This window comes from Salegentibacter sp. Hel_I_6 (assembly GCF_000745315.1).
In the GTDB taxonomy this organism is placed as follows: domain Bacteria; phylum Bacteroidota; class Bacteroidia; order Flavobacteriales; family Flavobacteriaceae; genus Salegentibacter.
Map to the genome: position 1 here is coordinate 2,434,653 of NZ_JQNQ01000001.1, position 18,997 is coordinate 2,453,649.

At 36.3% G+C, this 18,997-nt stretch carries 17 protein-coding genes; 5 read left to right on the forward strand and 12 right to left on the reverse strand.

All coding sequences use genetic code 11. The annotated features are described in order from the left end of the window. Positions 1–120: 120 nt before the first annotated feature. The 6 genes from FG27_RS10720 to pyrH all read right to left on the reverse strand — a co-directional run bounded on the left by FG27_RS10720 (position 121) and on the right by pyrH (position 9,152). The gene (locus FG27_RS10720) at positions 121–987 is read right to left on the reverse strand and encodes an RluA family pseudouridine synthase (RefSeq protein WP_037318901.1); all 867 of its coding nucleotides are present in this window, start codon (positions 985–987) and stop codon (positions 121–123) included. Positions 988–1,197: 210 nt separating this feature from the next. Next, a complete protein-coding gene (asnS, locus tag FG27_RS10725; RefSeq protein ID WP_037318904.1) occupies positions 1,198–2,640 on the reverse strand; it encodes an asparagine--tRNA ligase in 1,443 nt (480 codons plus the stop codon). Between the two features lie 108 nt (positions 2,641–2,748). Then, on the reverse strand, positions 2,749–5,172 hold the full coding sequence (locus FG27_RS10730) for an RND family transporter (protein WP_037318906.1): 2,424 nt from the start codon (positions 5,170–5,172) through the stop codon (positions 2,749–2,751). Positions 5,173–5,251: 79 nt separating this feature from the next. Then, on the reverse strand, positions 5,252–7,705 hold the full coding sequence (locus tag FG27_RS10735; RefSeq protein WP_037318909.1) for a DUF5686 family protein: 2,454 nt from the start codon (positions 7,703–7,705) through the stop codon (positions 5,252–5,254). A gap of 152 nt (positions 7,706–7,857) precedes the next feature. After that, positions 7,858–8,412, reverse strand: coding sequence for a ribosome recycling factor (gene frr, locus FG27_RS10740; RefSeq protein WP_037318912.1), 555 nt, complete (start codon positions 8,410–8,412; stop codon positions 7,858–7,860). A 32-nt stretch (positions 8,413–8,444) separates the two neighbouring features. Further along, positions 8,445–9,152, reverse strand: a complete 708-nt coding sequence (gene pyrH, locus FG27_RS10745; RefSeq protein WP_037318915.1) for a UMP kinase — start codon at positions 9,150–9,152, stop codon at positions 8,445–8,447. A gap of 217 nt (positions 9,153–9,369) precedes the next feature. On the opposite strand from pyrH, the gene FG27_RS10750 reads away from it, so the two are divergent. Next, positions 9,370–10,056, forward strand: a complete 687-nt coding sequence (locus FG27_RS10750) for a zinc metallopeptidase (protein ID WP_037318918.1) — start codon at positions 9,370–9,372, stop codon at positions 10,054–10,056. A 102-nt stretch (positions 10,057–10,158) separates the two neighbouring features. Here FG27_RS10750 and FG27_RS10755 read toward each other — a convergent pair whose 3' ends face one another. The 4 genes from FG27_RS10755 to FG27_RS10770 form a co-directional block, all read right to left on the reverse strand. Continuing rightward, the gene (locus FG27_RS10755) at positions 10,159–10,689 is read right to left on the reverse strand and encodes a ferritin (RefSeq protein WP_037318920.1); all 531 of its coding nucleotides are present in this window, start codon (positions 10,687–10,689) and stop codon (positions 10,159–10,161) included. Between the two features lie 214 nt (positions 10,690–10,903). After that, positions 10,904–11,218: a hypothetical protein gene (locus tag FG27_RS10760; protein WP_037318922.1), complete on the reverse strand. Its 315-nt coding sequence runs from the start codon at positions 11,216–11,218 to the stop codon at positions 10,904–10,906. Positions 11,219–11,261: 43 nt separating this feature from the next. Next, positions 11,262–11,732 carry an Lrp/AsnC ligand binding domain-containing protein gene (locus tag FG27_RS10765; protein ID WP_037318924.1) on the reverse strand — a complete coding sequence of 157 codons (471 nt, stop codon included), beginning with the start codon at positions 11,730–11,732 and terminating at the stop codon, positions 11,262–11,264. Between the two features lie 53 nt (positions 11,733–11,785). Further along, entirely contained in the window at positions 11,786–13,159 is a 1,374-nt protein-coding gene (locus FG27_RS10770; protein WP_037318926.1) for a saccharopine dehydrogenase family protein, read from the reverse strand. A gap of 68 nt (positions 13,160–13,227) precedes the next feature. On the opposite strand from FG27_RS10770, the gene FG27_RS10775 reads away from it, so the two are divergent. Both FG27_RS10775 and pckA read left to right on the forward strand, forming a co-directional pair. Beyond that, positions 13,228–13,617 carry a DUF423 domain-containing protein gene (locus FG27_RS10775; RefSeq protein ID WP_037318929.1) on the forward strand — a complete coding sequence of 130 codons (390 nt, stop codon included), beginning with the start codon at positions 13,228–13,230 and terminating at the stop codon, positions 13,615–13,617. A gap of 76 nt (positions 13,618–13,693) precedes the next feature. Further along, positions 13,694–15,295 (forward strand): phosphoenolpyruvate carboxykinase (ATP), encoded by a 1,602-nt coding sequence (pckA, locus tag FG27_RS10780; protein WP_037318930.1) that lies wholly within the window; start codon positions 13,694–13,696, stop codon positions 15,293–15,295. 89 nt (positions 15,296–15,384) lie between these two features. On the opposite strand, the gene FG27_RS10785 is transcribed toward pckA, so the two are convergent. Both FG27_RS10785 and FG27_RS10790 read right to left on the reverse strand, forming a co-directional pair. Then, complete coding sequence (locus FG27_RS10785; protein ID WP_037318933.1) at positions 15,385–16,131, reverse strand: uroporphyrinogen-III synthase; 747 nt, start codon at positions 16,129–16,131, stop codon at positions 15,385–15,387. Between the two features lie 28 nt (positions 16,132–16,159). Beyond that, positions 16,160–16,837, reverse strand: a complete 678-nt coding sequence (locus FG27_RS10790) for a DUF4271 domain-containing protein (protein ID WP_369794138.1) — start codon at positions 16,835–16,837, stop codon at positions 16,160–16,162. An 85-nt stretch (positions 16,838–16,922) separates the two neighbouring features. Between FG27_RS10790 and FG27_RS10795 the strand changes: the two genes are divergently transcribed. Beyond that, positions 16,923–17,657, forward strand: coding sequence for a polyprenol monophosphomannose synthase (locus FG27_RS10795; protein WP_037318939.1), 735 nt, complete (start codon positions 16,923–16,925; stop codon positions 17,655–17,657). Then, positions 17,654–18,997, forward strand: a complete 1,344-nt coding sequence (locus tag FG27_RS10800) for a dihydroorotase (protein WP_037318941.1) — start codon at positions 17,654–17,656, stop codon at positions 18,995–18,997. The genes FG27_RS10795 and FG27_RS10800 overlap by 4 nt, the downstream gene beginning before the upstream one ends.

Consider the following 18,997-nt stretch of genomic DNA (forward strand, 5'->3'; position numbering starts at 1 on the left):
CTTTATAAGTGAGATTTAATTGTTTCAACGCTATTTTGAAACAATTGTTGTTTATAACAAAAATACGGAAAACAATACTACACAGCATTTGGCATAGTAAATGATTGTGGTAAAATTTTGTTAAGTATTCTTAGCTAATCTCTTAAATTCTCTGAATTTCTTCGGAAGCGGAAGCTCGAAAACCATTTTTTCTTTAGTGATAGGATGTTGAAATTCAAGTCCTGTAGCTGCTAAAAATAAACCGCTTTTGTTTATTATTTCTGAAGCTTTTCCGTAAAGTTTATCGCCAATAATGGGGTTGCCTTTTTTAGCAAGATGAATTCTTATTTGGTGAGTTCTTCCGGTTTTAGGATATGCTTTTACGAGGCTGAAATTTTCATTTTTAAGCTTAAAATCTTTTAAAACTTCAATATTAGTTTTGGCATCTTTTTCCTCGATAGAATCATTCAGTATTGAATCTTCAATCTTCCCAGAAACCAGCGCGTAATAACTTTTCTGAATCTTTTTTTCTTCAAATAGTCTGTTTAAATCCACCTGCACCGCTTTGCTTTTAGCAATAAGCAATAAGCCCGAAGTTGGGTTGTCTAAACGGTGAACGGGTAGGGGAGCTGGTAGTGCATCTTTGGCTTTAGATTCCTTTAAATTAAAAGGAAGGGCGTTTTCTATGGTTTTAAAATAATTTCCACTGGTGGGGATTCCTGGAGGTTTATGAATTATCGCAAGAAATTCATCTTCATAAATTATTTCCAGTTTTAAAGTGAATACTTTCTTTTCCTCAATTTTAGGCTCAAGAAGCTCTATTTTTTGACCCTCATGGATCCAGTCTGAAGTTTTTGCGGGTTTACCGTCTAAAAGAATAAGTTCTTTTTTTAAAGCTTTTTTAAGTGAACTTTTGGTAGGTAAAGAAGTAAATATCGAAACCGCATATTCCTGTAACCTGATTTTTTCGGTAACAACAGGAACAATATGCGTTTCTTTGATTTTCAATGGGAGAGTCTAATGGGAGAAATCTAAATAAGTTTTTAAGATTGTCATCCTGAATTTATTTGAGGATCTAACGTGTGCAAAATTAAAATCATCTTAGAATCCCGTAGCGAAATTCGGGATAAAGTCTGAAACAAGTTCAGCTTGTCGGTGACGATTTGATTAAAAAACCTCACAGTTGTAAAAACTGTGAGGTTTGAATATATCTAATTCTTAGAATTCGGCATTTCCAGGGAATCTAGGGAAAGGAATTACATCCCTAATATTTCCCATTCCGGTTACAAATTGAACCAGACGTTCAAACCCAAGTCCGAAGCCACTGTGAACACAGGTTCCGAACTTTCGGGTATCTAAGTACCACCAAAGTTCTTTTTCGTCTATATTTAACTCCTTCATTTTATTTAGAAGTACATCTAAACGCTCTTCTCTTTGCGAACCACCAACAATTTCTCCAATCCCAGGGAAAAGGATATCCATTGCTCTTACGGTTTTTCCATCTTCATTAAGACGCATGTAGAAGGCCTTGATATTTGCAGGGTAATCAAATAATATTACCGGGCATTTAAAATGTTTTTCAACTAAAAAACGTTCGTGTTCACTTTGCAAATCGGCGCCCCATTCTTCAATAATATAGTTGAATTTTTTCTTTTTATTGGGCTTTGAATTTTTAAGGATTTCAATAGCTTCAGTATAACTAACTCTCTTAAAGTTGTTATCTATTACAAAATGAAGTTTCTCCAATAATCCCAATCCGCTGCGGTCTGCTTTAGGTTTGGCTTCTTCTTCAGCTTTAAAACGTTTGTCTAAAAATTCAAGGTCGTCCTGGCAGTAATCTAAAATATATTTTAGTACATATTTTATAAAGTCTTCAGCTAGATCCATATTGCCGTCCAGATCACAAAAAGCAACTTCAGGCTCTATCATCCAGAATTCGGCTAAATGGCGGGAAGTATTAGAATTTTCAGCTCTAAATGTTGGGCCAAAAGTATAGATCTGCCCAAGTCCCATCGCGTAGGCTTCACCTTCCAGTTGTCCTGAAACCGTTAAATTAGTTTCTTTTCCGAAGAAATCTTCATGAAAATCTATACTGCCACCTTCATTCTTTGGTGGGTTTTCCATATCTAAAGCGCTAACTCTAAACATTTCGCCGGCACCTTCGGCATCACTTCCGGTAATAATTGGAGTGTTTACATAATGAAAGTTATTTTGCTGAAAATAACTATGTACAGCAAAAGACAGTTTAGATCGCACACGCATAATGGCGCCAAAAGTATTTGTGCGCACACGTAAATGTGCCTGCTCTCTTAATTTCTCCAGGCTGTGTCGCTTGGGAGAAAGAATGGTAAGTTTTACTTCTTCGGGATTTGCATCGCCAAGAATTTTAAACTCTTTTACCTCAATCTCAACTCGTTGCTGATTTCCCTGGCTTTCAACCAAAGTTCCTTTTACAGAAACGGCAGCACCAACGGTGATTCTTTTAAGCTCGTCCTGGTCAAAATTCTCAAAATCTATTACACATTGCAGGTTGTTAATGGTAGAACCATCGTTTAAGGCAATAAAGCGATTGCTCCTAAAAGAACGAACCCAGCCGTTCACCTCAAATTCCTGTAGAAATTGATTGCTGTCTAATATTTCAGCAATTTTTGCTTGTATCATTTATGTTAGATTTAGAAAAAACAAATATAATTTATCCGTCTCAGCCTGCAAAGCAAGCCGGTTTTTATTAATCACTCAAGGAGGTTAATTCCCCAAGCGCTTTGTTGATTATCTTTCTGAATTTTTAGATTCCTCTTTTTCAATTTCGGCTTCGTCTTCTTCGGTTTCAATAATCTTCATTGCGGGTTCTTTCATAACTTCTTTGTTGGCAATATTTTTCTCTAAGGAAAGCAATAAAGAAGGAAGTAATAATAAATTAGCCAGCATTGCGAAAAGTAAGGTTGCTGAAACGAGACCACCAAGAGCTACAGTTCCCCCAAAACTACTAATCATGAATACCGAAAACCCGAAAAACAGCACAATAGAAGTATAAAACATACTAACTCCTGTTTCCCGTAGCGCCGCGTAAACCGAACGTTTAATTTTCCAATTATTAGCTTTTAGTTCCTGCCTGTATTTTGCTAAAAAGTGAATAGTATCATCTACCGAAATCCCGAAAGCTATACTAAATACCAGGATTGTAGAAGGTTTTATAGGAACACCTAAAAAGCCCATCATTCCTGCAGTTACCAGCAAAGGTAGGAGGTTAGGAACCAGGGAAACAATAATCATTCTAAACGATCTAAACATCCAGGCCATAAATATTGCAATTAATAAAATGGCCAGGGAAAGCGAAATAATAAGATTTTTTACCAGGTAATTGGTTCCTTTTTGGAAGATAAAAGCTTTACCCGTCATGGAAATTTCGTAACGTTCCTGGGGGAAAATTTTATTGATTTGGGGCCAGAGGTCTTCTTCCAGTTCTTCCATTTTATCGGTTCCCACATCTTTCATATAAGTGGTAATTCTCGCATACCTTCCCGTACTGTCTATATAAGAAGTGAGTAAATTTTCATTTGAAGAAAATCCTTTGGTGTACGGCATAATAAAGTTTTGTTCCTGCGAACTTGGTAATTGATAATATTGGGCATCGCCGTTATAAAACGCCTGTTTAGAATATTTTACCAGCCGGGTTATGGAAATTGGCTGAGAAAGTTCAGGAATTTCAGCCAGATGATTTTCCAGTTCTTCCATGCGTTTAAGGGTAGCAGGTTTTAAAACACCATTTTTTCGTTTAGTATCTACAAGAATTTCTAAAGGCATCACCCCGTCAAATTCTTCTTCAAAGAATTTAATATCCTGGAAGAATTCAGCTTCTTCGGGCATATCTTCTAATAAACTGCCTGAGATTTTTATGGTGTAAATTCCTATAATACTCGCTACTAAAAGAATAATGGAGGTAATATAGATGCTGATGCGGCGGTGTCTCACCATTTGCTCCATCCAGTTTACAAAACCACCAATCCAGCGCTTGTTAAGGTGTTTTAGATGTTTGCGCCTGGGCAAATTCATATAACTGTAGATTATAGGAATTATCAACAGGCTTAGAATAAAAATCGCCACAATATTTATAGAAGCAACAATACCAAATTCCTTTAGCAGCGTGCTATCGGTAAGTATAAAAGTTGCAAAACCCGAGGCGGTGGTAATATTGGTCATTAAAGTGGCATTTCCCACTTTGGTGATTACTCTTTGAAGTGATTTTGCCTGGTTTCCGTGTTTTTTAATTTCCTGTTGATATTTATTTATCAGAAAAATACAGTTGGGAATTCCTATTACAATAATTAATGGCGGGATAAGTGCAGTAAGTACCGTGATTTCATAATTAAACAAGCCTATTACCCCAAAGGCCCACATTACCCCAATGCAAACCGTGATCATAGAAATAATCGTTGCTCTAATAGATCTGAAAAAGAAGAAAAATATAAGCGATGTCACCCCAAGTGCTGCGAGAATAAAAAGCCCTATTTCATCAATTATATTCTGGGAATTCAAGGTTCTTATGTAAGGCATTCCAGAGACTTTTACGTCTATGCCTGTTTTTTCTTCAAAATTAGCAATGAGGGGTTGCAGCTCATCTATAACAAAGGTTTTGCGTTCTTTAGAATTAACGATTTCTTTATTTAAATAAATAGCCGATTGTAAGGTGTTGGAATGTGAACTATAGACCAGGTTTTCATAAAATGGTAACTCATTGTAAAGTTGATCCTGATATTGTTGAAGTTCTTCTTCGGTAGGATTATCTTCAGTAATAAAAGGCACCATCTCAAATCGGCTGGGATCTTCAAACTTCTTTAATTGCTGAAGATTACTAACCGAAATTGCATAATCTACCGCAGGGAAGGCTTCGAGTTTTTGTGTGATTTCTTTCCAGGCCTTAAAATTCTCAGCTTTAAAGAGACTGGAATCTTTTACTCCCAAAAGTATAATATTCCCTTCTTCTCCAAATTTGTCTAAAAACTCGTTATACGCAATATTATCTTCGTGATCGTCCGGTAACAGGTTTGCTTCGGTATAAGAGAAGCGCATATTTTGCCACTGTGTGGAAAGAAATACCGTTGTTGCTATAATAAGTAAAAGAATAATAATCCTGTTCCGCAGAATTAATCGCGCAACTGAGTTCCAGAATCCGAAACTAAAAATCTTGGCCATGGGAAGGTTTTAAGCGAGCGCAAAGGTATAAAAAGGAAGCCTATTTAACGGAGTTTAAGCAACTAAAGTACTCCAGGGTTTAAATATCTAAATGAAAGGTGAATTTAAAAGCGAAGTTTTCATCAAAAGTTGGCAAACTATATGGACCGTATCGGTATGCGGCTCCTAATCCAAAACCAACAAGGATTTTTTGTAATTCTATCCCGAATTCGTGATAACCTTCATTTAAACTTTTAAAAGGAATACTATGTCGGTCAGAATTACTGATATCTCCAATGGCGTGGCGGGAAATAAAAACAAGTTCTGGCTGAATTAGCCTGTGAATAATTATAGGTCGCAATTGATGCTTTATATGCAACATCGCCTGCCTGTCGCTAAAAAACTCATTGTAATACATGGTCTCAAAACTTCGCCTTCCAGCCACCGAAAACCGGTTTAAAATACCATCCCTGGAAGGACTGTTTGGTAAGGCATGGTATAAATGAGTAAGTGGTACTTCCCCGGTTGCATAATTTCCTTCCAGGATAATTTCGGTTCTGGATTGGTTGAGTCTTTTAATTTCGTGCTCAACCAAAAGACCGAATTTGGTATAATCGAAATCACTACCTAGAACTCCGGAAATCCCTTTGGTGATTTGCCCTGTGAATTTTGGATAACCTTTTTCTATTAATTTTGTTGAATTGGGTGTTTCTAGAAATTTCGCAAAGGGCCGCCATAAAAAGGAAAAAGTAGCTTCTGAAAGTGTATACTCTGAAAACTCCTGCCCATTAAGTAAAAACTGGTAATCCTGTGTTTGGGAAATATCGCTTTTTGAAAGCTGGAATTCAGTTTTAAAATTAGATCCGAACCTATGGGTTAAACCGCTGCTTATAGTTTGATGTTCGTAAAAGAAATTAATATTTACAAAACGCGGTTCTACTATAGAAAAGTCGTTTTTACCCTGTAAATAGCTAAAACTTCCGGTTTCAACGATATCGCGCGTGTAATTTAATTTTAGATTGGTTTCGTTAGCTTTATTTAGATAAATAGAAGTTCCAAGTTTATATTTAAAAACTTCATCTTTTGTTCCGTAGACCAGGTAACCGTTTATACTGAATTTATCTGAAATTTGCCCATTGGTTTTTCCGCCAAAACCCAGCCTGATCCCTTCGTAATTATTGAATTTAAAAAATTTACCCAGGTCAAAATCCCAAAATCCTACGGGGTAATATCCCGATGAAACGGAGTTTTGCAGGTCTATTTTTTCTTCAATTTCCTTTTCTCCAATAAGTCTTCTGGCTCGTTGTTGGCTGATCTCGTCTTGTGTGCTTAAAGCTTCCGTCCTGTTCTCTTTCCAAAAGCTTTCTCCAATCGCATTTGCCTCCGGTTTTACTAAAATTTCAGCGGAAGTATCTAAAGTTTCATCTGTATTCAGCCTTATATCGAAATTGGTGCTTTTAGCATTTAAAAACAGGTTTGGATCATCCTTGCCAGGCGCCAGGATGTTATTTAGAATTGATTCTTTTTGTTGAAGTGTTCCAGCTGATATAACTCCGCCAAAAACTGAGATCGCCTGGTCTCCATTTCCCGGGCGAATGGTGGTTGTTTGCGTTTTTGGAAACCATAAATCCTCTTCTGGAAAATATTGATATTCCTGGTCTATCTCCAATTTTATCGCTCCAAGAAGTTGTGCTTTTGCTTTCTGAATTGCAAAGGTTTCCGTATCCAGATAGAGGAGGCCCTCCAATCCGGCAACAGCCCGTTGTCTTTTTGGTTTAAAGTAGATTACATAAGCCGGGCGCGAAGTTTTAGTAGTATCTAAAATTCTATAAGTGTAATTCTTAAAAGCCGATTTTTGTAATGGGCCTGCATAATCGGTCTCAAAAATTTGAAAATCTTTGTGGTAAAGTGAAAACGGATTCACAGAAAGCGATAAGATCTCGTAAACCGGTTTTTCAAATCCGGCGTTATTCAAAGCCTGCACTTCTTCTTTTAAACCTTTGTTCTGTGAATAATAAAACCTGGATAATTTTTCAGAAAAATAACTGGCAGCTGAATTAATAACGGTGCCTATTTCAAAATTGGTGCTGTCGCTTTGCATTTTTAATGCATCAGCTTCATTATCTACAATAAACTTGTTGTAATTTTTAAAGTTGAAATTTTTCAGCTTTGCTTCAGGATCGTTTTGAGGTTTTTGCGCGATAGCTTTTTTGATAATTTCATTGGCGCTATTGTTGGCCGAAGAAATAGTAACAGGATCCAGGTCTTCAACTTTTGGCGATAGTTTAATCCTGATGTATTCAACCTCTTTAGAAACTTCAAAATTCTGAGATTTATAACCTACATAAGAAATTCTAAGTTGAGTTTTATCTTGGTTAAGGTCAAGGGAAAAACTACCGTCTATTTTACTTAAAGTTTCTTCCTGCCCATAATTTATTTTCGCATAGGCAAGGGGATCGCCGGTTTTTTCATCTACAACGCGACCGCGAACCTGTTGTTGTGCAAAGGAAGTGGAGGAGAAGAACAGAAAAATAAGCAATAACGGGTAACGCATAAGTTTTTCTGATATATGAACAAAATCAATAAGGGTAAAACAATAGAGGCTGGTTGAGAAAGCTTGTTTTCGTCGTGCTGAAACAATTCAAGGTGACGATTTTTAAAATTCTTCAACCAGCCTCTAAATTAATATAAGAAACCGACTTATCTTTATATAGTCATGATTTCTTTTTCCTTATTTTCAAGGATGGAGTCTATACGTGTAATGTGAGCATCGGTTAATTCCTGAACGTCATTTTCAGCATCTCTAAGTAAATCTTCAGAAACATCGAGTTTCTTCAGTTCATTATTTGCTGTCTTTCTATCGTTTCTTACACCCACTTTGGCATCTTCTGCTTCAGCTTTTGCTTGTTTTGTAAGTTGCTTACGGCGCTCTTCAGTAAGTGGCGGAACATTTATAATTACATTTTCACCGTTATTCATAGGATTAAATCCAAGATTGGCCATCATAATTCCTTTTTCAATTTCTTTGATAAGGCTTTTCTCAAATGGCTGGATAGAAATAGTTCGAGCATCTGGGGTATTTACATTGGCTACCTGTTGTAGCGGGGTTTGAGATCCATAATATTCTACCATAACGCTCCCCAGCATTGCAGGGTTTGCTTTACCAGCACGAATATTTTGCAATTGTTTTTTTAAATGTTCAATTGCCTTATCCATATTTTCTTTGGCGGTGTCTATAATAAATTCAATTTCGTCTTCCATTTTTTAAAATATTAGTTGAGCGTAATAAATCTTTATAAGTTAACTTTTGTACCTATTCTTTCTCCGGTAACCACTTTTAATAAATTTCCCGGGGTATTCATATCAAAAACAATAATAGGAAGTTCGTTTTCCTGGCTTAAGGTAAATGCTGTGGTATCCATTACTTTTAGACCTTTTCTAATCACATCGTCAAAAGAGATAAAATCGAATTTTGTAGCTTCTTTGTCTTTTTCAGGATCGGCGTTGTAGATTCCATCTACACGAGTTCCTTTAAGAATTACATCGGCGTGAATTTCAATTGCTCTTAAAACAGCAGCAGAATCTGTAGTGAAATAAGGATTTCCTGTTCCGCCTCCAAAAATTACCACGCGGCCTTTTTCTAAATGGCGTATAGCCTTTCTTCTAATAAAAGGCTCGGCTACTTCATTTATTTTTACCGCAGATTGCAACCTGGTTTGTACATCGGCATCTTCCAGGGCGCTTTGTAAAGCAAGCCCATTAATTACGGTGGCAAGCATCCCCATATGGTCACCCTGCACACGATCCATGCCTTTGCTGGCGCCAGAAACACCTCTAAAAATGTTACCTCCACCAATTACAATCGCTACTTCTATTCCTTTATCGGTAACCTGCTTAATTTCTTCCGCATATTCTGCCAATCGCTCGGGATCTATGCCATATTGACGTTTTCCCATTAATGCTTCTCCCGATAATTTTAAAAGTATTCTTTTGTATTGCATAGCCTTTTTGTAGTGATTGGTGCAAATATAGGTAATATCTTAAATTGAGAAATAACATATTCACAATCAATCTTCCGCTAATTACTAATTTTTTTATTGAAGTCTAAGTTTGTTTTGAGTTAAAATTATGTGAGGGTTTTTTTAAATGTCAGCCCATTTATGGAAATTCAAATGGCGAGGTTTTTGCTATCTTTGAATTAATTAAAATAAAAAAGGAATGTTAGGATATTATATAATTGCAGGGCTCATTTTTATAGTGAGTATGTATGTGAGTAACAAGCTAAAAAGTAAATTCAAAAAATACTCTAAAGTTCATCTTCAAAATGGGATGAGCGGGAAAGAACTTGCTGAAAAAATGTTACGGGATAACAATATTACCGATGTAAAAGTAATTTCTACCCCTGGAATGTTGACCGATCATTATAATCCGCAGAAGAAAACCATTAATCTTTCTGAAGGAGTCTATAGCCAGAGAAATGCCGCTGCTGCTGCTGTGGCAACTCACGAAACAGGGCACGCCATTCAACATGCAAATGCTTATAGCTGGTTAACAATGAGGAGCCAGTTAGTACCGGTGGTTAGTGTGGCTTCCAGATTTTCACAATGGGTGATTTTTGGTGGTTTAATTCTTATGGCAACTACGGCGATTGGAAGTACCGTACTTCTTATAGGGATCATCATGTTTGGAATGGGAACTTTATTCAGTTTTATTACCCTACCCGTTGAATATGATGCGAGTAAGCGCGCTTTGGCCTGGTTAGAAACTGAAAATATGGTTTCTGGAAAAGAACACGAGGCAGCAGAAGATTCCTTAAAATGGGCTGCAAGAACTTATGTTGTGGCTGCGGTTGGTTCTTTAGCTACTTTACTTTATTTCCTTAGTATATATATGGGAAGGGATTAGAAATATTCTTAGGAAGAATTTATAAAAAAAACCCGCTTCAGCTGAAGTGGGTTTTTTAGTATTTCAATTCAGGTCTTCGTAAATTACCCTGATTAAATAGTTTTATTCCGGGCGTTTGTCTCTAATTTGAGGAATACGCTCGTCTAATAATTTAAGTCCAAGGCCTTCTGTTCCCATAAGGTCAAATAATTCAAGAGCCCTTCGCATCATTTGTTCTTCTTCCATTTGCTCTTCAATAAACCAGTGTAGAAAATACTCGGTAGTATAATCGTTCACTTTTCGGCATTTGCCTACAATATTATGAATGGATTTTGTGATTGATATTTCCTGATCTAAGGCGGTTTCGAAAATTTCTTCCAAAGATTTGAAATCATGATTTACGCCCCCAACTTCCGGAGAATATGCGGTGCCGCCATTATCATTAATATAGCGGAAGATCTTCATCATATGCTCTCTTTCTTCTGCAGCCTGATCGTAAAAGAATTCGGCGCTAAAAGAAAGTGCATTGTGATCACACCATGAAGCCATTGCTAAATAGGCTGAAGATGAATGTGCTTCCTTTTCTATCTGTTTATTTAAAAGATCCATAACATCTACATGGATACTTAATTTTTGTCTTACTAAATCTTTCATTGTTTATAAATTTAAGGCTAAAAAGGGATGCATCACAGGTTTAACTTTTTCCTTTCTAATTAATCCCGAAGGTTATCGAGATAGGATAATTGTGTACTACCACTTATAGCGTTCGGCATGTTCCCGAATATTGGTCATTTTTTATAAAATTAACCAAATGGCAAGTAGAAACCTAATCGCGTTGTGAATTTAGAAGTAGTCTAAAGTGAAATAATTAAACGGAAGTTGCAAGTAGTGAATTAAGCTCAAGCATAGCGAAAGTGCCGGTAATAAATTCTTTTAGGTCAATGCTTTCTAAGGTATTAAACACGAAGAGATGTTGACGGTTACAAAGCATAAGTATTTCCATCCCGTGAGCGTTTTGTCCATTAAAATGAGCCTCCAGGTCAATTTCTTTAACCTGTTGTCTAAACGCTAATAATTGACAAAAACCAAGCTGAATAGTTTTATGAGGAAATTCAATGAAAAAGCATCGCTGCTTATCGCACTGATAAGAAATAAAAAATTGAGATTGGTGTAGTACTTTCATCCTGGCGCCAAAATTAATTCTTATTTAGAATAAATCCAAAGAATTAAATCTTGATTTGCCTTTTTATTTGCTGATTTAAGGAAATAAAAGTTTCTGTTCGAGAAACCCCTTCTATTGCCTGAATATTTTTATTCAGCACATTCATTAAGTGCTCATTATCCCTGCATAGTATTTTAAGGAAAATAGACCAGTTTCCGGTGGTATAGTGACATTCAATAACCTCGGGAATCCCACTAAGTTGCTTTACTGCTTGCGGGTTACTAACTGCTTTATCTAAGTAAACCCCCACAAAAGCCATAGTTTTATAGCCAAGTAAGCGGGGATTTATCATAAGTTTAGAACCTTCAATTAAACCCGCCTTTTCCAATTTTCGTAAACGTTGGTGAACTGCCGCGCCGGTAATTCCAATATTTCTGGCAATTTCAAGAATAGATTTTTTAGCATCTTCCATTAAGAAATTCAAAATGGTTTTGTCTATACCATCTATAACAACAGTTTCATTTACAAGTTTCATGGGGGTGGTTAGTTTAATTAAAAAGCTAAAATAGCAAATTTGAATTCAAAAATTTAGTTTCCTACTTCTCCAAAAGGGTTATAGCCTAAATATTCGGTTTCCTTTTCTTTAAAAATAATATCGTGCTCTTCCAGTTCTTTTAAAATTGGTTCATAAACTTCTTTTATTATAGGAAGCTGAACCCCGGGCGTAGTTATTTCGCCTTTTAAAATTTTTAGGGTAGCTATTGCTACGGGTAGACCTACCGTTTTGGCCATTGCGGTTTCTTTTTGATCTTTTCCAATATGTACCATAGTGGCATCTATTTGCTTTTTTATACCATTTAATTCGTAACCGAATTTATGGTACATCACAATCATATCTTTGTCATCTGGCGCCAGGCTCCATTTATCCATTAATATCTTCTGTAGCGCTTGCGCAGGAGTGGCCTCTTTAATACCAATTTTTTTGTCTTTATTGAATAAATCCAGCTCCAAAAGTTTCTCCCACATTAAATCGTCCTGATCTATTTTTAAGTTATGTCTCAGTTTAAGTTCTACCGTATCGGTGGGCGAGTATGGGAGAAAGGAATTTACAAAATCCCGATAGCTCATATTTTCTGAATCTTTCATGGTAAAACTATCATCGGTCATTCCTAATTGAACAAACATATTCCAGGCACGGCTAAAACCAACTCTTCTAATGGTGCCACGGTAAAGCGTAAGTACATCTTCCAGCCCATAAATACTCATATAATCTAAAGAGTTTCTATTAGCATAACCTTCAAATTTCCCGTAGCCTTCCACGTGTAAAAACTCGGTTCTCCTAAATAAGCGATGATATGGGATGTATTTATACTTTCCTTCCTGTATAAATTCTGCCACACCACCTTGCCCGGCAACTACCACATTCCTTGGGTTCCAGGTGAATTTATAATTCCATGGGTTGGTGTCGCTTTCTGGAGCTACTAACCCGCCGGTAAAAGATTCAAATAAAAGAATTTTTCCGCCCTTATCTCGAATTCGGTCTATAACCTGCATGGCACTCATATGGTCTATACCGGGATCTACCCCAATTTCATTCATAAAAATGAGTCCGTTTTGTTTTACCTCCTCATCCAAAGCTTTCATTTCTTTGCTTACGTAAGAAGCGGTTACCATATTTTTCTTGAATTTCACGCAGGCTTTAGCAACTTCTATATGAAATCTTGCCGGAAGCATAGAAATTATGATATCGGCACTTTTCACAGCGTCTTCTCTACTTTCAGTATTAAAAACATCTAAACTAAAAGCTTCACAACGAGCTTTGTTTCCGCAGGCTTTTTTGGCGTGTTCCAGATCCAGGTCTCCAATTTTAAGATAGATATCTTCGGTCTCGGCTTTAGACAAAAGATGATCGATTAAGACAGAAGTAGATTTTCCAGCTCCAATTATTAAAATTTCTTTCATAAAATAAATTAGTTTTGTGTAGTGGTTAACGAATGTATTAAATCTTTAACTCATAAAAAATATCCCAAATGAATAGGAAGTTTTTAATAACCGGTGCGATTTTCGGAATTTTAGCGGTAATAATTGGTGCTTTTGGTGTGCATGGTTTAAAACCATTATTAGAAGAAGGCGCTAGAGAATCTTTTGAAACCGGGGTAAAATACCAGATGTATCACGCTTTATTATTTCTCCTGGTGGGAAGTCTTAATTTTACCAAATTTCGCTTTCAAAAACTGATTTTTTTCTTGCTTTTGGTTGGAGTAATTTGCTTCTCAGGATCAATTTATCTACTTGCTACCAATAATTTAACAACTATAGATTTTAGTAGAATTGCATTAGTTACCCCATTGGGAGGCGCGTTATTAATAGCCGCATGGATATTTTTACTTATAGAATTTACTAAAATAAAGCAGAAATAATTTAAGAAAGTTTAGCGGTTTATCTCTATAAGATTTATAATTTTGTACCCATAAACAAACCACACACTTTAAATTTATGGACGTACATACCCAAACTACGAAAACGATTTCGTTGGAAAACTACGGAATAAAAAACGCAAGGGTACATTACCAGTTATCTCCTGAAGAACTTCATTATGATACGCTAGAACATGGCCTGGGAACCGAATCCGACTCTGGTGCTTTAGCTATTAATACCGGTCAATTTACCGGGAGATCCCCAAAAGATCGTTTTATAGTAAAAGATGAGGTTACCAGCGATAAAGTTTGGTGGGGAGACATTAATATTCCTTTTGATGCTTCCAAATTTGATAAACTTTATAACAAGGTTGCAACTTATCTTTCTGGTAAAGAAATTTATGCTCGTGATGCTTATGCTTGCGCTGAAGAAAAATATAGACTAAATATAAGGGTAGTCAACGAATATCCCTGGTCTAACATGTTTTCTTATAATATGTTTCTAAGGCCAGAAGAAGAGGAATTGAAAAATTTCAAGGAAGACTGGTTAATTTTAAACGCGCCGGGATTCAAAGCCAATCCTGAAGAAGACGGAACAAGACAGGAAAATTTTGCAATTTTAAATTTCAGCAGGAAAATTGCTTTAATTGGAGGAACCGGCTATACCGGTGAGATCAAAAAAGGAATTTTTTCAGCTTTAAATTTCATACTTCCTGTAGATAAAAATACGCTTCCTATGCATTGCTCTGCCAATGTTGGGGAAGATGGCGATACCGCTATCTTTTTCGGGCTTTCGGGAACTGGAAAAACTACACTTTCTGCAGATCCTGCCCGAAAATTAATTGGAGACGATGAACATGGTTGGACCAAAGAAAACACGATTTTTAATTTTGAAGGCGGCTGTTACGCCAAAGTGATTAATCTTACCGAAGAAAATGAACCCGATATTTACAGGGCTATTAAACCGGGCGCCATTTTAGAGAATGTTATTCTGGATGATGAGGGCAATGTAGATTTTACTGATACTAGCATTACTCAAAATACAAGGGTGAGTTACCCTATTCATCATATAGATAACATTCAGGTGCCTTCGGTAGGTGAAAACCCTAAAAATATATTTTTCCTAACCGCTGATGCATTTGGAGTTTTACCTCCTATTAGTAAACTAACACCGGGCCAGGCGGCTTACCATTTTATAAGTGGGTACACGGCAAAAGTAGCAGGTACAGAAGCCGGGATTAATGAGCCGGTACCAAGTTTTTCAGCTTGTTTTGGCGCTCCATTTATGCCTTTGCTCCCAACTAAATATGCCGAAATGCTAAGTGAGAAAATGAAAGAGGCGGGTGTAAATGTTTGGTTGATCAATACGGGCTGGACTGGTGGACCTTATGGAACTGGAAACCGAATGAAATTAAAATATACCCGAGCTATGATTAGCGCTGCACTTAATGGGGAATTAAAAGATGCTGAATTTAGTACTCATAATATGTTTGGGTTACAAATGCCTCTAAATTGTCCAAATGTCCCTGAAGAAGTGTTGAATCCAAGGTCTACCTGGAAAGATACCGCAGCCTACGATAAAAAGGCCGGGGAACTGGCAAATTCATTTAAAAAGAATTTTGAAAAGTTTGAAGCTTATGCCAATGATGAAATTATGGCCGGTGGCCCAACTTTATCATAGCATTATTTTTAATTAGTTAATTGAATCAGAAAAATCCGGTGTGTAATGCACCGGATTTTTTATTTGAAAATTTATTAGAAGAAAGTAATTTATTTCTTATTCGCTTCGCTTATATATTTGTGCAGTGCCATCGTCATAGATGGAGTGTCTGGTGTTGGTGCTTTTATATTCACGGTTAGCCCATGTTCTTTAGCTGCCTTAATAGTCGTGTTTCCAAAAACGGCTATTTTAGTTTCTTTCTGTTCAAAATCCGGGAAATTTTCAAATAAAGATTTAATTCCGCTCGGGCTAAAGAATACAAGAATATCATAAGTAACGTCACGCAAATGAGAAAGATCGCTTACCACAGTTTTGTAAAATGTGGCTTGTTTCCATTCAACTCCTAATTTATTGAGGGTTTTAGGAACATCTGGCTTCAGCATATCTGAAGATGGAAGTAAAAACTTCTCGTTCTTGTATTTTTTAATAAGTGGAGAAAGATCAGCAAAAGTTCTTTTCCCTACATAGATCTTTCGTTTACGGTAAACTACATATTTTTGTAAATAGTAAGCTACTGCTTCGCTTAAGCAAAAATATTTTAAGGTATCTGGTACCTTAAAACGCAATTCTTCAGCAATTCTAAAGAAATGATCTACAGCATTACGGCTGGTGAGGATTATTGCAGAATATTTGGTAAGATCTACTTTTTGCTGGCGTACTTCTTTAGAAGAAACACCTTCTACGTGAATAAAAGGGATGAAATCAATTTTTACTTTTTGTTTTTCCTCAAGCTCAAAATAAGGAGAGTTCTCTACTTTAGGCTCGGGCTGGGAAACCAAAATTGTTTTCACTTTCATATATCAATACTTTTATTTGATCCTTTTTTTAAATTGTAATTAGCTTGTACAAAATAATATAAGGGGCAATTTCGAGAGCGCAAAGGTACAAAATAAAATAAAACCAATTACCTGTAATAAGACTTTGATTTTTTCGATAAATCAATAAAAGGCTAAATATATTGGTTAGGACTAAAATACCCAATAGACTATATAGGGTAAAGGCAGTTGGAGTAAAAGTGTAGATGAATATTAGACTGGGGATTAGCAGGATAAGTCCTATAAAATTTCGGTAGCTTAATTTTTGATAGAGGTAGGAATCTATTTGTGAATCTAAATCAAAAACGTTCCCAACTATTTTTTCCAGGCCAAATTTCACCAATACAAAACTACCGTAAGCCGTAGCAATTCTTATAAACAAAAACACGGGCTCTATTGTAGTATCTTTCCAAAAGAAATTAAAAAACAGGTAAAAAAGTAAGGAAAAAGATATAAGATGAACAAAGAAAAGTAAAATGTTAAAAGGATGAAAAGCCTTGTTCTTCTTTCCTCTAAACATCATAAATTTGTTGGAAGTGAGCAGGGATAGAAAATCTTCAAAACGCTGTGGATAAGCAGTTTTCACAATGGCTAACAATAGAAAGGCACCCATTAGCGTTAGGGTAATCCAGTCCAGTGAATCAACATGTCTTTCTATAGCTTCCAGGATTAAAATTTTTATGCAAATGTATAATTATTTTGAGGTTAAAACTTGAAGATTAAGCCTGGAAACGAAGATTTAAAATGCATACATTTGTGCAAAAATTAGTAAAATGGTAAAGGGGATAGTCATTGTACCTACCTTTAATGAAATTGAAAACGTTGAGCGATTAGTTAGAAACGTGTTTTCCCAACATAAAGAATTTCATATTTTGGTGGTAGATGATAATTCTCCCGATGGCACTGCAACCCGTGTTAGAACCCTGCAGGCTGAGTTTCACGACAGGCTTTTTCTTGAAGAAAGAGAAGGCAAATTGGGTTTGGGAACTGCTTATATTCACGGTTTTAAATGGGCATTGCAAAGGGATTACGAGTATGTTTTTGAGATGGATGCCGATTTTTCTCATAATCCCAACGATCTTATAAGACTGTATAATACCTGCAAAAGGAATAATGCCGATCTAGCCATAGGTTCCCGTTATGTGACCGGGGTGAATGTAATTAATTGGCCAATGAGCAGGGTTTTATTATCCTGGCTGGCATCTAAATACGTAAGATTTATAACCGGAATGGATATTCACGATACCACGGCCGGTTTTGTTTGTTATAAACGGAAGGTTTTAGAGACTATAGACCTGGATAATATTCGGTTTGTGGGTTATGCCTTCCAGATAGAAATGAAATTTAAGGCATATTTGCTGAAGTATAAATTAGAAGAAGTTCCTGTAATTTTCACAGATAGAACACGAGGAACTTCAAAAATGAGTGGCTCTATAATTTCTGAAGCCATTTTTGGGGTAATAATAATGAAGATTAAAAGTCTTTTTAAGCAGATTAAATTGAAATGAAGAAAGTCTTAATCAAGAACGCGAAGATTGTAAATGAGGGTAAGATAAAAGAAGCCGATGTTTTTATTGAAGGTGGAATTATCGTAGAAATTTCAGAAAGTATTAGTGCTAAATCCCCAGATGTACAAATCTTTGATGCCGAGGGTACACACTTAATACCCGGCGTAATAGACGATCAGGTACATTTTAGGGAGCCTGGGCTTACTCATAAAGAAAATATTGAAATGGGTTCTCGCGCGGCAGTAGCCGGTGGGATTACTTCTTTTATAGAGATGCCCAACACTATTCCCCAAACTACTACCATAGAAGAACTGGAAAATAAATTTGAGCTGGCTGCAGCGAAATCTTACGCTAATTATTCTTTTATGTTTGGAGGTACTAACGATAATCTTGAAGAGATTCTTAAGGTAGACCCAAAAACTACAGCTGCTTTAAAACTATTTTTAGGTTCTTCTACGGGAAATATGTTGGTGGACGATGAAAAAGTTTTAGAACAAATTTTTTCAAAATCACCACTACTTATTGCGGTACATTGTGAAGATGAAGATACAATTCAGAAAAACTTACAGGAGTGTATAGAGCGCTATGGCGACGATATTCCTATTGAATTACACCCAAAAATTAGAAGTGAGGAAGCCTGTTATAAATCTTCTTCAAGAGCGGTTGCGCTGGCTAAAAAAACCGGAGCAAGATTGCATGTTTTTCATGTTTCTACAGCAAAGGAGCTAAGCTTGTTTAGTAATAAGAAAAAGCTTAAAGATAAAAAGATCACTGCTGAAGTTTGTATACACCACCTTTGGTTTAATGATTCTGATTATCAAAAAAAGGGAACGTTGATAAAATGGAACCCGGCGGTAAAGACCAAAAATGATCAGGAAGCTTTAATGAAAGCTTTAAATGATGATTTACTGGATGTCGTAGCCACAGATCATGCACCGCATACCAAAGAAGAAAAGAAAAATGTTTATACCAAAGCCCCAAGCGGCGGTCCTTTGGTACAGCATTCACTTGCAGCAATGTTACAATTTTATCATCAGGAAAAAATTTCTTTAGAAAAAATTGTAGAAAAAATGTGTCATAATCCTGCTATCTTATTTGATATAAAAGACCGCGGATTTATTCGTGAAGGTTATAAGGCCGATTTGGTACTGGTAGATCTAAACGCGCCATGGGCCGTACAACCAGATAATATTCAGTATAAGTGCGGTTGGTCTCCATTTGAAGGGGTAACCTTTAAATCTCGAGTAACGCACACTTTTGTAAACGGAAACCTGGTTTATAGAAATTTCAAACATCAGCCTTTTGCAAATGTGGCAGAGCGTTTGCAGTTTGATCGATAA

What these genes read in the sequence shown, in the direction of transcription:
- asnS (WP_037318904.1), bottom strand. Translation starts at nt 2,640, where the DNA reads ATGATACAAGCAAAAATTGCTGAAATATTAGACAGCAATCAATTTCTA.
- FG27_RS10730 (WP_037318906.1), bottom strand. Translation starts at nt 5,172, where the DNA reads ATGGCCAAGATTTTTAGTTTCGGATTCTGGAACTCAGTTGCGCGATTA.
- FG27_RS10735 (WP_037318909.1), bottom strand. Translation starts at nt 7,705, where the DNA reads ATGCGTTACCCGTTATTGCTTATTTTTCTGTTCTTCTCCTCCACTTCC.
- frr (WP_037318912.1), bottom strand. Translation starts at nt 8,412, where the DNA reads ATGGAAGACGAAATTGAATTTATTATAGACACCGCCAAAGAAAATATG.
- pyrH (WP_037318915.1), bottom strand. Translation starts at nt 9,152, where the DNA reads ATGCAATACAAAAGAATACTTTTAAAATTATCGGGAGAAGCATTAATG.
- FG27_RS10750 (WP_037318918.1), top strand. Translation starts at nt 9,370, where the DNA reads ATGTTAGGATATTATATAATTGCAGGGCTCATTTTTATAGTGAGTATG.
- FG27_RS10755 (WP_037318920.1), bottom strand. Translation starts at nt 10,689, where the DNA reads ATGAAAGATTTAGTAAGACAAAAATTAAGTATCCATGTAGATGTTATG.
- FG27_RS10760 (WP_037318922.1), bottom strand. Translation starts at nt 11,218, where the DNA reads ATGAAAGTACTACACCAATCTCAATTTTTTATTTCTTATCAGTGCGAT.
- FG27_RS10765 (WP_037318924.1), bottom strand. Translation starts at nt 11,732, where the DNA reads ATGAAACTTGTAAATGAAACTGTTGTTATAGATGGTATAGACAAAACC.
- FG27_RS10770 (WP_037318926.1), bottom strand. Translation starts at nt 13,159, where the DNA reads ATGAAAGAAATTTTAATAATTGGAGCTGGAAAATCTACTTCTGTCTTA.
- FG27_RS10775 (WP_037318929.1), top strand. Translation starts at nt 13,228, where the DNA reads ATGAATAGGAAGTTTTTAATAACCGGTGCGATTTTCGGAATTTTAGCG.
- pckA (WP_037318930.1), top strand. Translation starts at nt 13,694, where the DNA reads ATGGACGTACATACCCAAACTACGAAAACGATTTCGTTGGAAAACTAC.
- FG27_RS10785 (WP_037318933.1), bottom strand. Translation starts at nt 16,131, where the DNA reads ATGAAAGTGAAAACAATTTTGGTTTCCCAGCCCGAGCCTAAAGTAGAG.
- FG27_RS10795 (WP_037318939.1), top strand. Translation starts at nt 16,923, where the DNA reads ATGGTAAAGGGGATAGTCATTGTACCTACCTTTAATGAAATTGAAAAC.
- FG27_RS10800 (WP_037318941.1), top strand. Translation starts at nt 17,654, where the DNA reads ATGAAGAAAGTCTTAATCAAGAACGCGAAGATTGTAAATGAGGGTAAG.